Source organism: Parapedobacter defluvii, from assembly GCF_014642075.1.
Lineage (GTDB): Bacteria > Bacteroidota > Bacteroidia > Sphingobacteriales > Sphingobacteriaceae > Parapedobacter > Parapedobacter defluvii.
Genome location: NZ_BMIK01000001.1, coordinates 171,747 through 186,377, shown reverse-complemented (window position 1 = coordinate 186,377; position 14,631 = coordinate 171,747). Strand labels below are relative to the sequence as shown.

At 48.3% G+C, this 14,631-nt stretch carries 11 protein-coding genes; 8 read left to right on the top strand and 3 right to left on the bottom strand.

Going from position 1 to position 14,631, the window contains the following annotated elements:
• Window position 1: 1 nt before the first annotated feature.
• From IEX60_RS00665 to rhaT, 3 genes are all read right to left on the bottom strand, one after another.
• The gene (locus IEX60_RS00665; protein WP_188746372.1) at window positions 2–1,276 is read right to left on the bottom strand and encodes a sugar isomerase; all 1,275 of its coding nucleotides are present in this window, start codon (window positions 1,274–1,276) and stop codon (window positions 2–4) included.
• Window positions 1,277–1,365: 89 nt separating this feature from the next.
• Window positions 1,366–3,492, bottom strand: a complete 2,127-nt coding sequence (locus IEX60_RS00660; protein ID WP_188746370.1) for a bifunctional aldolase/short-chain dehydrogenase — start codon at window positions 3,490–3,492, stop codon at window positions 1,366–1,368.
• A gap of 74 nt (window positions 3,493–3,566) precedes the next feature.
• Window positions 3,567–4,646 (bottom strand): L-rhamnose/proton symporter RhaT, encoded by a 1,080-nt coding sequence (rhaT, locus tag IEX60_RS00655; protein WP_188746368.1) that lies wholly within the window; start codon window positions 4,644–4,646, stop codon window positions 3,567–3,569.
• Window positions 4,647–4,842: 196 nt separating this feature from the next.
• Here rhaT and IEX60_RS00650 point away from each other — a divergent pair, with 196 nt between their 5' ends.
• The 8 genes from IEX60_RS00650 to ilvB all read left to right on the top strand — a co-directional run bounded on the left by IEX60_RS00650 (window position 4,843) and on the right by ilvB (window position 14,597).
• Window positions 4,843–5,451: a hypothetical protein gene (locus IEX60_RS00650; protein WP_188746366.1), complete on the top strand. Its 609-nt coding sequence runs from the start codon at window positions 4,843–4,845 to the stop codon at window positions 5,449–5,451.
• Window positions 5,452–5,465: 14 nt separating this feature from the next.
• Complete coding sequence (locus IEX60_RS00645) at window positions 5,466–6,584, top strand: redoxin family protein (RefSeq protein ID WP_188746365.1); 1,119 nt, start codon at window positions 5,466–5,468, stop codon at window positions 6,582–6,584.
• Between the two features lie 184 nt (window positions 6,585–6,768).
• On the top strand, window positions 6,769–7,782 hold the full coding sequence (locus tag IEX60_RS00640) for an aldo/keto reductase (protein ID WP_188746362.1): 1,014 nt from the start codon (window positions 6,769–6,771) through the stop codon (window positions 7,780–7,782).
• A 176-nt stretch (window positions 7,783–7,958) separates the two neighbouring features.
• The gene (atpD, locus tag IEX60_RS00635) at window positions 7,959–9,461 is read left to right on the top strand and encodes a F0F1 ATP synthase subunit beta (protein WP_188746360.1); all 1,503 of its coding nucleotides are present in this window, start codon (window positions 7,959–7,961) and stop codon (window positions 9,459–9,461) included.
• A gap of 42 nt (window positions 9,462–9,503) precedes the next feature.
• Window positions 9,504–9,752, top strand: a complete 249-nt coding sequence (gene atpC / locus IEX60_RS00630) for an ATP synthase F1 subunit epsilon (RefSeq protein WP_188746358.1) — start codon at window positions 9,504–9,506, stop codon at window positions 9,750–9,752.
• 430 nt (window positions 9,753–10,182) lie between these two features.
• Window positions 10,183–11,073: a branched-chain-amino-acid transaminase gene (ilvE, locus tag IEX60_RS00625; protein WP_188746356.1), complete on the top strand. Its 891-nt coding sequence runs from the start codon at window positions 10,183–10,185 to the stop codon at window positions 11,071–11,073.
• A 2-nt stretch (window positions 11,074–11,075) separates the two neighbouring features.
• Window positions 11,076–12,773 carry a dihydroxy-acid dehydratase gene (gene ilvD / locus IEX60_RS00620; RefSeq protein WP_188746354.1) on the top strand — a complete coding sequence of 566 codons (1,698 nt, stop codon included), beginning with the start codon at window positions 11,076–11,078 and terminating at the stop codon, window positions 12,771–12,773.
• 84 nt (window positions 12,774–12,857) lie between these two features.
• On the top strand, window positions 12,858–14,597 hold the full coding sequence (gene ilvB / locus IEX60_RS00615; RefSeq protein ID WP_188746351.1) for a biosynthetic-type acetolactate synthase large subunit: 1,740 nt from the start codon (window positions 12,858–12,860) through the stop codon (window positions 14,595–14,597).
• Window positions 14,598–14,631: the final 34 nt, after the last annotated feature.

Below are 14,631 nucleotides of genomic sequence, written 5' to 3'. Positions count from 1 at the left end.
CTTATAACCCGGTAGCTACCGTTTTGGCACCCCGCTCCTTAATCAACTGGCTACGCACGCCCAACTCCCTAAAAAGTTGAACAGGATTCAATGCTGCGCCGGTCCTTTTACGGGCCTCTGCGACGAGTGGGCGTACATCGGTGCGGAAAGCATGCTGCAATATTTCCTGCGCACGCACGACGTCGTTGGCAGACTGCGCTTCCGTCAGTGCCGCCCGATCGACCAGCAGTGCTTGAGCATAAGCTATCAGAATCGCTTCTACCGATTGCAATAAATCTTCAAGTGGGTCTTTGAGGTTGTGGGATGCATCGATCATCCAGCCCAAGTCTTTCGTATGGTCCATACCCCGGTTATCCATTCCTTCTACCAATTCGCTGAAAATCAAAAACAACTGATAAGGCTTAATACTGCCGGTGGTCAGATCGTCATCGCCGTATTTGGAATCGTTGAAATGGAATCCGCCGAGTTTTCCTTCCATCAGGAGGAGGGATACAATCTGTTCAATGTTGGCATTCGGCAGGTGATGGCCAAGATCAACCAATGTATACGCCTTATCGCCCAGTTTGCTGGCGTATAGCAACGACTGCCCCCAATCGCCTACCGTGGTAGAATAAAAGTTGGGCTCAAATGCCTTGTATTCCACAAAAATCTTCCAATCTTCCGGAAGGGCGGCATATACTTCCTGCAAGCTTTCTAACGTATTTTGGAAAGCACGGCGGAAATTCAGCTGCCCCGGGAAGCTCGATCCGTCGGCCAACCATACCGTAAGTGATTTAGATCCCAGTTCAATACCGTGTTTAATTACGTCGATATTGTGATCAACCGCTTGTTTACGCACTGCCTTGTCTACGTGTTGCATGGAACCGAACTTATAGCTGAGCGCCTGTCCCTGCTGATCCTGGAACGTATTGGAATTCATCGCGTCAAAACTTAGGTCATACTGGCTGGCCAGGGTACGTATCGCCGCATAATCTTCTGGAATGTCCCACGGAATGTGCAGGGATATGGCTCCACTTGACCGATTGAGCGCGTGCAGCAAACCGATGTCGGCAATTTTTTCCTCCAGGTTACGGGGTTCTCCCCCTCCGGAAAACCGACCAAAACGTGTGCCTCCGGTACCCAATGCCCAGCTGGGTATGGCTACCTGGAAATCAACCAGCTTTTGCACAATGGTTTCCGCATTGGGCAGGTCTTCTGCCAACTGATTGAACCTGCGATTTTGAACTGCCTCAAGTTGCTGATTATGTTCTGCTATCTGATTTTTATCGATATTCATAACGGGTGTACTTAGTCAAAGATAAATAGAATTGCCAATTAAGTGCCACGTGGGCCGATCTAATTGACAATTCTGCTAATAAAGGATATTTACCGGACGAATGCCATGGCGACTCCGCCATCCACATTCAGCACATTTCCGGTGGATTTTTTCAGTAATCCACCTACTTGCGCGAAGCAGGCATTGGCGATATCTTCGGGCAAAATGATTTCACCGAGCAGGGTACGCTTCGCATAGTATGCCGGCAGTTCTTCTACCGTAATACCATACGCTTTGGCACGTCCTTCGGCCCAGCCGCCTGCCCATATATTGCTTTCACTAATGACCGCATCGGGGTTCACAACGTTCACACGGATTTTGTCAGCACCCAATTCGGCTGCATTCAACCGGCTTAGATGGAGCTGCGCAGCTTTGGCCGAACCATATCCGGCATTGTTGGGACCACTGACCAGCGCATTTTTGCTGACAATGTTAACAATATCGCCGCCAACGGCTTGCTTTTTCAGCACATGTACGGCAGCCTGTGTCACCAAAAACTGCCCTTTTACCAATACATCATACAATAGGTCCCAATCTTTTTGGGTATGATCTTCGATGGATTTAGAAATCGATAAGCCGGCATTATTGACCACGATATCCACCCCACCAAAGGCCAAAGAGGCCGTATCAAATGCCTGCCGGATCTGCTCCGCATTGGTTACGTCCAGTTGAGCTGTGGTGTAGGCATCTTTCCCAAAAGCGGCTCTGAACTCTTCGGCAGCCCCTTCGAGTCTCTCCGCATTGAGGTCGTTAAGGATGACGACGGCACCTTCCTGCACGAATTTCTTTGCAATGGCCTTTCCGATACCTCCTGCACTACCCGTGACCAGCGCAATTTTGCCCGACAGCGGCTTGGGTTTCGGCATGCGTTGCAACTTAGCTTCTTCCAACAGCCAATATTCGATATCAAATGCTTCTTGCCGGGGCAGTGAAGTGTATTCCGATATCGCCTCAGCACCTTTCATGACGTTGATTGCGTTGATATAAAATTCAGCTGCCACGCGCGCTGTCTGCTTGTCTTTGGAGAACGAGAACATCCCGATACCCGGGTAAAGGATAATAACCGGATTCGGATCACGCATAGCCGGGCTATTGGGATGCTTGCAGGTTTCGTAGTACTCCCGATACATCGCACGGTAGCTTTCAAAGGCCGGAGCCAAGGTTGCTTTCAATGCCTCGGTATCGGACAGATCTGCATCCGGTGCCAATTCCAACACCAAGGGACTGATTTTGGTACGCAGGAAATGGTCGGGGCAGCTGGTGCCCAAAGGAGCTAAGCGGTCGAGGTCGTTTGAGTTGGCAAATTCCAGTACGCGGGCGTCATCCGTGAAATGTCCCACCATATGCCGTTCGGAAGAACAGAATCCACGCAGCAATGGAGCCAAAGCCACCGCCTGTTGTTTACGTTGTTCCGCTGGTACATCCGCGATTTTAGCTCCTCCAAATACCGGCCGCTTTTTGCCGTAATTTGCTTCCAAGTATTCGGCACACTGCTCGATGACGGTCAGCGTATTCACATAGCTTTCATACGCGGTGTCTCCCCATGTAAACAACCCATGGGATCCCAGCATAATGCCTTTTATCCCCGGGTTTTCGTTCAGGCATTCCCGTAGCTTCAACCCCAGGTCAAATCCCGGCCGCTGCCATTCTACCCAACCGATTTGCCCATTGAACAACTCCTGTGTGATGCGCTTCCCATCCTTTGCCGCCGCAATGGCGATTGCTGCGTCTGGGTGTAAATGGTCGATATGCTTAAAGGGTAGGAATCCATGTAAGGGTGTATCAATGGACGGCGCCTTTGACGCCAGATCATAAATACAATGGTTGAACAATTCGACCATTTCATCTTCGTGCTCAATCCCACGGTATACGCGTTCCAAGCTCCGTAAACGGTCTACATACAGCGCCGCCAATCCGCTACGTGTAAGTGTGCCTATATCTCCTCCTGAACCCTTAATCCACATAACTTCGGTATCGAGCCCAGTAAGGGGGTCTTTGGCGATCGCCTTGCACGAGGTGTTACCTCCCCCGTAATTGGTAAGACGCAAATCCGCTCCCAACAGGTTGGATCGATAAAGCAACAACGCCACTTCATCTCCTGCTAGTTCAGCAGCTTTAGCATGGTCCCACAAATAGCTGACATGCTTAAACGATTCTTTTCCAATGATTTCAGACATCTTTTTTATTATTTTTTTATTAATTTGTTTATTCGGTTTTCTCGGTGATCGGTGACCAGTAATCGGTGATCGGTTTACGACAATGTTCTGGCAAAACCTACGAGCAGGATTGACAGGATAATAACCGCGATTCCACTGATAATTGTGATATATGTTTTTTTACTGACACCCTTCCATTCTTTCAGGATCACACCCCAGGCGTTGGCAATCAAAATAATGAACGCCATGTGCAGAATCCAGGAACTGGCTCCATTACCCAAACGACTTTCGCCCATTCCGTAAAAGAAAAACTGCAGGTACCAGGTGGTTCCGGCCAATGCACAGAACAGGATATTGCGTGCAATGGGAACTTTGGAATTTACGTAATCGCCAAATGTCCGATTGCGCGCATTCAGAAACATACACCATAAAAAGTTGGTAGTAAGCCCACCCCAAAGCACCACTACATATGTCACGTTGTTCTGATACAAAAATTCTCCCTCTCCCGGATTGGCGGCTTTCCACAAATCGTTGGCCACGTTGGCCATCGGTTTTCCTGCCTCCAACCCAAAATTAAAGCAGGCACTTAGGATGCCCGAAATAATCCCCACCAGCAACCCGATTCCAAATTTATAATCTTTGTTTCCACTGGCGTCGGCGGCCCCACCCACAAGCTCACGCTCTTTCAATACACCCGCCCGTCCACACAGGTAAATGCCCACAATACAAACCAGGAGGCCCAACAAAACCGTCCGTCCCGAAGCTGTTGAGAAAAACAAATCAATGGTTTCCTTGCCTTCCGTCCCATTAAAATAATAAAATATGGAGGGAACCAGCGATCCAAAAACCATCGTTAAACCTAGGATAATACTGCTTCCCAACGATACGCCAAGGTACCGGACTCCCAACCCATACGTGAGTCCGCCCACTCCCCATAACAGACCAAACAGGTACGAATAACCGAGTGTGCTGCTATCTGCCTGCCGGATAATATCGGCAAAACCGGGAATGGTCAGGTACGCGGCAAGGGGCGGTACGATGAGCCAGGAAAAAATGCCCCCGACAATCCAAAACGTTTCCCAGGCCCAGCCTTTGACCTTCTTATAAGGAACATAAAAACTTCCCGAGGCAAAGCCTCCAATGAAATGGAAAATTACTCCTGCTATTACTTGCATACTAATACGGCAATTGGTTAATTAAAACGGCGCAAGATAGAAAAGATGAAAAAACGAACTGTTATGTGCTGTCATGTTTTTTTCCTTTCATACCTACTTTTCTCAATTTTCTCGTTATTGGATTTCCTTTTAAACAATAAATCCCGTAATATCGTGTTTTAAATTTTAAAAACTTAATTTGAAACAGCTAACGAACATGAGAAACATTGCATTCCCAGCCATGCTGGTTGCGTTAATTTCATTGGGAAATGTTTTCGGACAAACCACGTCAAAACGGGAACCTCCCAAAGGGTCTCTTACAAGTGGAACGATTGACAGCCAATTCATTTATCTCTATGCGATTTCGAAAACCCAGGATGGCATTGAGCATGTTCGCCAGGCAAATCTTGAACAAATCCGAAAAAATGTGTCGGATACCATCAAAGCACTGACCAAACAAATCACCGATTTAAAGGCTAAAGAGAACGGCCAGCAGGCCGCAGTGGACGCAATGACGGACTCGCTTTCCCAGGCCAGGAATGATTTGCAGATTGTACAACGGGAAAAAGATAGTTTTTCATTCTTAGGGATTTCTTTACAAAAAAGCACCTATAGCTTGATTATGTGGGGCCTTGTCCTCTTACTGGCTATTGCTTTGACGTTTTATATTTATCGGTATAACCAAAGCCATGTGGTAACCAACGACACCAAAAAGGCCATTGAAGAGCTTCAGGAGGAATTCGACCAGCACCGGAAGAAAGCCATGGAAAAAGAACAGAAACTCAAACGGCAACTACAAGACGAGCTGAACAAGCGGCTGGGGTAAAAAAGGAGGCAACTATGAGGCCATTTAAAAAAGGGGTTCTATTACTCTTCCTGTTTCAGGCGCTGATTCATCCGATTCACGCGGAGGACCCAAAGCCGTTAGCGATCGGCTCAAAAGCACCTGACTTCAACCTGAAGGGAGTGGATGACAGGATGTATACCCTGGATAGCTTCAAAGATGCCAAATTGCTGGTTATTATCTTTACCTGCAATCATTGCCCTACCGCACAGGCTTATGAAGACCGGATTATTGCGTTTACAGCAGCCTATCAACCCAAAGGTGTACAGGTTGTGGCCATCAGCCCGAATTCAGACGCTGCCATCCGATTGGATGAATTGGGATATACCGACCTGAGTGACAGTTTTGAAGAAATGAAAATCCGGTATAAGGACAAGGGCTACAACTTCCCTTACCTCTACGATGGCGAAACGCAGCAGGTTTCGATGCAATATGGCCCTGTTACCACCCCGCATACGTTCGTATTTGATGCACAACGCATTTTGCGTTATGTAGGCCGCATCGATGATGACGAACACATCGGCAGGGCAAAAACATCCGACCTGAAAAATGCGGTAGATGAATTATTGGCGGGTAAGGCAGTAACAACCCCCACGACGCGTACTTTCGGATGTTCCGTAAAGTGGAAATCAAAAACGGATTGGAAAAATCACGAAGTGGAAGAATGGGGAAAAGAACCCGTGACACTTGAAGAGGCAAACCTGGACACCCTGAAATCGTTGCTCGGAAATAATTCCGGAAAATACCGCCTGGTCAATTTCTGGGCTACCTGGTGCGGGCCCTGTGTAGCAGAATTTTCCGCGCTAGTAGAAACTGACAAAATGTACCGGAACCGTGAGTTCGACTTTGTGACGGTTTCCCTGGATGCCAAATCAGCGGCAGATAACGTGCGGACCTTTCTGCAACAAAAATATGCCAGTAACCGGAACCTGCATTTCGGCGATGAGAACAAATATGATCTCATGGAGGCTGTGGACGAGGAATGGCAGGGGGCATTGCCATATACCATCCTGATCGCCCCGGGCGGGGAAATTGTTTACCGGCAGATGGGCATGATTGAGCCGCTTGCACTTCGCAAGGCCATTGTTGAACACATCGGCCGCTATTATCCCTAACACAGATCCCAAACCAAAATTTTACGTTTGCTTAACGCTTTTGAGTTGCGCAGTGTTGTATATTTGTCTTCCAGTTCCAAACCTTCATCCGTTGCCCGGCGAATGATCAGTAAACCTACCCACTGACAAGCGCCGCCATCTAACGTAATAGTAAACAAACACAGTATTAAAAAAAGAAGAAAACATGAAATATAACTTATTAGGAAATACGGGTTTAAAAGTATCCGAATTGTGTCTTGGCACCATGACCTTCGGTGGCAAAGGCATGTGGACTTCTTTCGGTACACTACCTCAGGAAGAGGTGGACCTGCTCGTAAAAAAATCCGTTGACGCAGGAATCAATTTCATTGATACCGCCAACGTATACAGTGAAGGACTCAGTGAACAACTGACCGGCCAATCCATCCGCAATCTCGGCCTTCATCGCGATGACCTTGTCCTCGCCACCAAGGTAAGGGGAAAGATGGGAGATGGTCCGAATCAAATTGGCCTGTCCCGTAAACACATCCTTCAGCAGGCTGACGAAAGCCTAAAACGGTTGAACACGGATTACATCGACCTGTACCAGATCCATGGATATGATGCACTGACGCCTCTGGAAGAGACCCTGTCGGCCCTGGATAACCTGGTCCAATCGGGCAAGGTACGCTATATCGGATGCAGCAACCTTGCCGCCTGGCAGATCATGAAAGCATTGGGAATATCGGCCAGGGAACATCTTGCCAAATTCGTATCCTTACAAGCCTATTATACCATTGCCGGACGCGACATCGAACACGAGATCGTCCCGTTGCTAGCAGACCAGCAGTTAGGGTTGATGGTCTGGAGCCCACTGGCAGGAGGATTACTCAGCGGTAAATACGGGCGGCACACGGCCCCGGAGGACGGTAGAAGAATTAACTTTGATTTTCCACCTGTGGACAAAGAAAAAGCATTTGATGTCATCGAGATTATGCGCGAGATTGCAACAAGTAAAGGGATTACCATACCACAGGTAGCGCTCTCCTGGTTATTGCACCAACCATCGGTCACTTCCGTCATTATCGGTGCCAAACGAAATGACCAATTGGAAGATAACCTGAAAGCGGTAGCTAGCAAACTCTCTGCGGATGAACTCGCCCGTTTGGATGAGGTCAGCAAACCAGCGTCCATCTATCCGGGATGGATGATCGCGAGGCAAGGCGCGGACCGCAAGTAGTGAATGGCCGATCGGGAGAGGCAGATTCCGTACATATAAGGTAAGCGTAAGCTATCCAACAATTCTTTACATTTAAATTTGCTTTTAATTCTTTTAAACGTATTTTTGCAGTCCAAAATTAAGGCCTGTACTTTGCCTTTATTATATTGGTTTATAAAATTTTAGTTCCAGATAATATGTCCAATATTGGAAAAATAGCCCAAATCATCGGTCCTGTGGTCGATGTTAGTTTCTCCGAAAACGCCAAACTTCCCAAGATTTACGATGCGTTGGAAATCGAAAAGGAAAATGGTCAACGGATTGTTTTAGAAGTCCAGCAACATTTAGGAGAAGAGCGTGTACGTACCATTGCGATGGATGGCACGGAAGGTCTGACACGCGGCATGAAGGTCGTTGATACGGGTGCCCCCATCAAGATGCCGGTTGGCGAAGGAATCAAAGGACGTGTATTCAACGTGGTAGGCGATGCCATAGACGGCATCACTGAACTTGAAAAATCCAATGGCCGCAGCATTCACAATACACCGCCTAAGTTTGAGGACCTTTCGACCGAAACCGAGGTCCTCTTTACAGGTATCAAGGTGATCGACTTATTGGAGCCATATGCCAAGGGAGGTAAGATCGGGCTCTTTGGCGGTGCCGGTGTAGGAAAAACCGTATTGATCCAGGAACTGATCAACAACATTGCGAAGGCATATTCTGGCCTTTCGGTATTTGCAGGAGTGGGCGAGCGTACCCGCGAGGGGAATGACCTTCTCCGTGAAATGCTGGAGTCCGGAATTATTAAATATGGCGAGGAATTCATGGAGGGCATGGAAAAAGGAGAATGGCCACTCGACAAAGTGAATTCGGAAGAACTGAAAGACTCCAAAGCTACGTTTGTATTCGGCCAGATGAATGAGCCTCCGGGTGCGCGCGCCCGTGTTGCGCTCTCGGGGTTGACCATTGCTGAGTATTTCCGTGATGGCGACGGCGAAGGAGCCGGTCGTGATATCCTCTTCTTTATTGACAACATTTTCCGCTTTACGCAAGCAGGTTCCGAAGTATCGGCGCTATTGGGCCGGATGCCTTCGGCGGTGGGATACCAGCCTACGTTGGCAACCGAAATGGGTCTTATGCAAGAACGTATCACCTCCACAAAACGCGGTTCCATCACATCCGTACAAGCGGTATATGTACCTGCCGATGACTTGACGGACCCGGCGCCGGCAACCACTTTTGCCCACCTGGATGCAACCACCGTACTTTCACGTAAAATCGCCGAGTTGGGTATTTACCCGGCTGTGGATCCCCTTGATTCTACCTCACGGATTTTGAGTCCCACTGTTTTGGGTGACGAGCATTACAATACGGCTCAACGTGTAAAAGAGATTTTACAGCGCTACAAAGAACTGCAGGACATCATTGCCATTTTGGGTATGGATGAACTCTCGGAAGAAGACAAACTGGTCGTTAGCCGCGCCCGCCGTGTGCAACGCTTCCTGTCACAACCTTTCCACGTTGCCGAACAATTTACCGGTCTTAAGGGTGTATTGGTAGACATCAAGGATACCATCAAAGGGTTCAACATGATCATCGACGGTGAAGTGGATGAGTACCCCGAAGCTGCTTTTAACCTGGTAGGCACCATCGAAGATGCCATCGAGAAAGGTAAGAAACTATTGGCAGAAGCAGTTTAAACAATAAGTACGAGGTTAGAGGTACGAAGTTAGAAGTACGAAATGAAGCTCACAATTATTACTCCAGACAAGCCTGTATATAGCGGTGAAGTCACTTCGGTGACTGTACCCGGCTCGGCAGGATCTTTTGAAGTACTGAAAGATCATGCTCCCATCGTGTCTACACTGGAGGACGGGAAGGTGATAATCCGGACCGGCAAAAGCGAAGAAATTATCCGGATTATCGGAGGCGTTGTGGAAGTTGTCCACAATGAAATTACGGTGCTTGCCGAGGGGATTATTGAAAATTAAAAAGCTAAACGCAGTAAGTCCCGAAAGAGAAGCTGCTCGGGATAAAAATTAAAATTAAAAGACCTCTCGGCACCCGGGTGCCGAGAGGTCTTTTTTTTCAGCTTTATTGTTAATCCATCCCATTTTACGCAGAATTTAATGCGTTTATACCTACCACCCAAAAATCATACTGAATACCAAAATTGGTTTTGGTATAATTACAACATTACTTTATTTGGAATAAAATAATAAAATAAGAATAAAATTCTATATATATTATATATTTGAAATAATATTCTTATTTGAAAAAACTCCTTTTGCCTATTGCCAGTAATAAATAAACATCCTACCTTAATAAAGTCTAAAAGAGACAATAACCTATGGTAACTTTGGGAGGGAAATCCAGGTGCGTCATTAGACGTAATTTTGCTAAATTTATGGGTTAACGGATATGAAATATTTCAGTAAAAATACGTGGGTATATTTCAACGGAACGTTCGTTAAAGCGGACCGTACCGAAGTTGACTTATTTGGCCAATCGTTGCATTATGGTTATTCGGCCATTGAAGGTATCCGGGCATATAACACACACAATGGCACCCGGATATTCCGTGCGGAGCAACATTACGATCGTCTTCGTCGTTCGTGCGAACTTGTGGGTATCCCCTTTCCGTGGAAAACCAACCTGCTGGTTGAACATACGTACGAACTTCTTGGAAAAAACAATTTACGGAGCGCTTACATCAGGCCTTTGGTTACCACCGGCCAGAATATGTACTTGACACCGGCAAAAGATTCCAATATTGTCATCACCGCCTGGGAATGGGGGCCTTTCCTAGGCACGGATCTCATCCGGGTATCGATATCGCCTTACCAGCGGCCGAATCCCAATTCCTTACCTGCGGAGGCAAAGATTTCCGGCCAATATGTAGCATCGATCTTGGCGACGAACGAAGCCACTCAACGGGGGTTTGATGAAGCCATCCTGCTTGACAGTGACGGATACGTTGCGCAAGCGTCCAGCAACAATCTGTTCATTGAAAAGGATGCGGCACTATATACGCCGGCACTTGGTGCTATTTTCCCGGGTATCACCCGGCAAACCGTGTTGGAGATTGCCAATGTATTGAACATCGATGTCATCGAGAAAAAGCTTACTCCGGAAGACTTCCTGGCAGCAGACAGTGCATTCCTTTCCGGTACGGCTACCGGCATCGTAGGCATTGCCTCGGTGGACGATGCTGTTTTCCCAGAAGCATGGAGCGATACCTTGGGTGCTACGATACAACGGGCTTATAAAAATCTGACCCTGGAAAAAGAAAATTATGAAGTAATCATATAATCATGCTAACTGAACAAACAACAGAACTGAACAAGTACAGTAAGGTATTAACACAAGACAAGACGCAACCCGCTGCCCAGGCGATGTTATACGGAATCGGATTGACCGATGATGACATGCAAAAAGCACAGGTGGGTATTGCCAGTATGGGGTATGACGGCAATACGTGTAACATGCACCTGAATGACCTCGCAAAGGTTGTGAAAGAAGGAGTGTGGGATCATAACCTGGTCGGTCTCGTTTTTAATACCATTGGCGTAAGTGACGGCATGAGTAATGGTACGGATGGTATGCGTTATTCGCTCGTGAGCCGCGACATCATTGCCGACAGCATCGAGGCCATTTGCGGCGGCCAATATTACGACGGCTTGATTGCCATTCCGGGATGCGACAAAAACATGCCGGGATCCATCATGGCTATGGCCCGGTTAAACAGGCCTTCCATTATGGTTTACGGAGGCACCATCGCCCCGGGGCACTACAAAGGTCAGGATCTCAATATCATTTCTTCCTTTGAAGCACTTGGACAAAAGATTGCCGGAAATCTCTCGGAAGAAGACTTTATCGGCATTGTCAAAAACAGCTGTCCGGGCGCCGGAGCCTGTGGCGGCATGTATACGGCCAATACCATGGCGGCCGCCATCGAGGCATTGGGTATGAGCCTTCCCTATTCATCTTCCTATCCCGCAGTAAGTCCGGAAAAACGCAAGGAATGCAAAGAAGCTGGAAAATACATCCGCATTTTGTTGGAGCGTGACATCAAGCCTTCGGATATCATGACCCGGAAAGCTTTTGAAAATGCGCTGCGCGTAATCATTGTGCTCGGCGGCAGTACCAATGCGGTGCTGCATTTTATCGCGATCGGCAAAAGCGTGGGCGTGGAAGTCACGCAGGATGATTTCCAACGCATGAGCGATCAGACACCTGTGCTGGCCGACTTCAAGCCCAGCGGCAAATACCTGATGCAGGACCTGCATCAGTATGGCGGTGTTCCCGCAGTAATGAAGTACCTGCTTAACGAGGGGCTTCTCCACGGCGATTGCTTGACGGTAACCGGACAGACACTTGCTGAAAATCTTTCGGACGTAACGCCGATCAATGAAATCGATCAGCCGATCGTCCAGACATTGGACAATCCCATCAAGCCCAATGGGCATCTCCAGATTCTTTATGGAAACCTGGCCGAAAAGGGCAGTGTAGCTAAAATCTCCGGCAAGGAGGGAGAGCGGTTTGAAGGCCCCGCCCGTGTATTCGACGGCGAAAAGGACCTGATTGCGGGGCTCGCTTCGGGTCGCGTTAAACGCGGTGACGTGGTGGTTATTAAAAACGAAGGCCCCAAGGGTGCACCGGGTATGCCCGAAATGCTGAAACCCACTTCGGCCATTATCGGTGCAGGACTGGGAAAAAGCGTTGCGCTCATCACAGACGGTCGTTTCAGCGGCGGAACACATGGATTCGTCGTAGGACACATCACACCCGAGTCTTACGAAGGCGGATTGATCGGACTGGTGGAAGACGAGGATACCATTGTCATTGATGCAGTGAATAATACCATTTCGTTACTTGTATCCGATGAAGTGATCGCACAACGCCGGGCAGCCTGGCAGAAACCTGCGCTGAAGGTAAACAAAGGTGTACTTTACAAATATGCAAGAACCGTAGCCGACGCGGCTTCGGGCTGCGTTACCGATGAATGTTGAGTAAGTAAAAAGTAAAAAATCAAACGTCAAAAGTAAAAAGCTGACAGCCAATTGCTGAAAGCCGACAACTAAAATAAAAAGGCTATGAATACGTTGGAAATCACCAAGGACGCACCCCAAAAAGAGGCAGAAACTATCCAGTTAAGCGGCTCACAAGCCGTGTTAGAAGCGCTATTGGCAGAAGGTGTGGATATCCTATTCGGTTATCCCGGAGGAGCCATCATGCCCATTTACGACGCATTGTACGATTACAACGACAGACTGAAACATGTCCTTGTGCGGCATGAACAGGGCGGTATCCATGCGGCTCAGGGCTATGCACGTACTTCCGGCCGTGTAGGTGTGGTATTTGCCACCAGCGGTCCAGGTGCGACCAACTTAGTGACAGGACTGGCCGATGCAATGATTGACAGCAATCCCATCGTCTGCGTTACCGGTCAGGTATTTGCCCACCTATTGGGAACCGATGCATTCCAGGAAACCGATGTGATCAACATCACTGCTCCGGTAACCAAATGGAACTACCAGGTCACAGATGCCTGTGAGATTCCCTCGGCTTTGGCCAAAGCATTCCACATAGCACGCACGGGCAGACCGGGCCCCGTACTTATTGATATTACCAAGAATGCACAACTGCAGTTATTTGACTACGAAGGATACAAGGTATGCAACCACATCCGTAGCTACCGCCCCAAACCCATTGTACGCAGGGAATATGTCGAACAAGCGGCCGCATTGATTAACGAAGCGCAACGCCCGTTTGTTTTATTCGGCCAGGGCGTCATCCTGGGCCGGGCCGAAGCTGAGTTCAAAGCATTCATTGAAAAAGCCGGAATTCCCGCCGCCGCTACCGTAATGGGGTTAAGCGCCTTGGAAACCGGCCATCCCTTACATGTCGGAATGCTGGGTATGCATGGCAACTACGCTCCAAATGTGCTGACCAATGAATGCGATGTGCTCATTGCAATCGGCATGCGCTTCGATGACCGGGTAACGGGTAGGTTGGATAAATATGCCAAACAGGCCAAGGTTATTCACCTCGATATCGACCCCGCCGAAATTGATAAAAACGTAAAAACCACGGTTCCCGTTTGGGGCGATTGTAAAGAAACGCTTCCGCTCCTTACCGGACTGGTAGATGCCCGCAACCATGCGGAATGGCTGGGGCGTTTCCGGGAATTGGAACAAGCGGAAATCAAGGAAGTTATCCACGATGAACTGAACCCTACATCAGAGATCATGACAATGGGTGAAGTAATCAGGATATTAAACGAGCTCACGCACGGTGAGGCCGTCATCGTGACGGACGTCGGCCAGCACCAGATGGTTGCCTGCCGTTACGCCAAGTTTAACCGGTCAAAGAGCAACGTTACATCGGGCGGCTTGGGCACCATGGGATTCGGGCTTCCCGCCGCCATCGGCGCCTGGTACGGCACACCGGACCGGACGGTTGTAGCCATCATTGGGGATGGAGGGATTCAGATGACCATCCAGGAACTTGGAACAATTATGCAGTTTGGAGCCAAAGTGAAGATTCTGATCCTCAACAACGAATTTTTAGGCATGGTGCGCCAATGGCAGCAGCTTTTCCACGACAGACGGTATTCGTTTGTCAACATTGCCAGTCCCGATTTCGTGACGGTTGCCAAAGGATACGGTATACCCGGAAAAAGCGTCCGCGAACGCAAAGATTTGGAACAAGCATTGAGCGACATGATTGCACACGACGGTTCCTACCTGCTTGAGGTAATGGTGGGTAAGGAAAACAACGTGTTTCCGATGGTTCCGCAGGGAAGCAGTGTTGCCGAGATAAGGTTGAAGTAATTTTATGGCTTTTTAATTTTAACTTTTGACTTAA

What these genes read in the sequence shown, in the direction of transcription:
- IEX60_RS00665 (WP_188746372.1), bottom strand. Translation starts at nt 1,276, where the DNA reads ATGAATATCGATAAAAATCAGATAGCAGAACATAATCAGCAACTTGAG.
- IEX60_RS00660 (WP_188746370.1), bottom strand. Translation starts at nt 3,492, where the DNA reads ATGTCTGAAATCATTGGAAAAGAATCGTTTAAGCATGTCAGCTATTTG.
- rhaT (WP_188746368.1), bottom strand. Translation starts at nt 4,646, where the DNA reads ATGCAAGTAATAGCAGGAGTAATTTTCCATTTCATTGGAGGCTTTGCC.
- IEX60_RS00650 (WP_188746366.1), top strand. Translation starts at nt 4,843, where the DNA reads ATGAGAAACATTGCATTCCCAGCCATGCTGGTTGCGTTAATTTCATTG.
- IEX60_RS00645 (WP_188746365.1), top strand. Translation starts at nt 5,466, where the DNA reads ATGAGGCCATTTAAAAAAGGGGTTCTATTACTCTTCCTGTTTCAGGCG.
- IEX60_RS00640 (WP_188746362.1), top strand. Translation starts at nt 6,769, where the DNA reads ATGAAATATAACTTATTAGGAAATACGGGTTTAAAAGTATCCGAATTG.
- atpD (WP_188746360.1), top strand. Translation starts at nt 7,959, where the DNA reads ATGTCCAATATTGGAAAAATAGCCCAAATCATCGGTCCTGTGGTCGAT.
- atpC (WP_188746358.1), top strand. Translation starts at nt 9,504, where the DNA reads ATGAAGCTCACAATTATTACTCCAGACAAGCCTGTATATAGCGGTGAA.
- ilvE (WP_188746356.1), top strand. Translation starts at nt 10,183, where the DNA reads ATGAAATATTTCAGTAAAAATACGTGGGTATATTTCAACGGAACGTTC.
- ilvD (WP_188746354.1), top strand. Translation starts at nt 11,076, where the DNA reads ATGCTAACTGAACAAACAACAGAACTGAACAAGTACAGTAAGGTATTA.
- ilvB (WP_188746351.1), top strand. Translation starts at nt 12,858, where the DNA reads ATGAATACGTTGGAAATCACCAAGGACGCACCCCAAAAAGAGGCAGAA.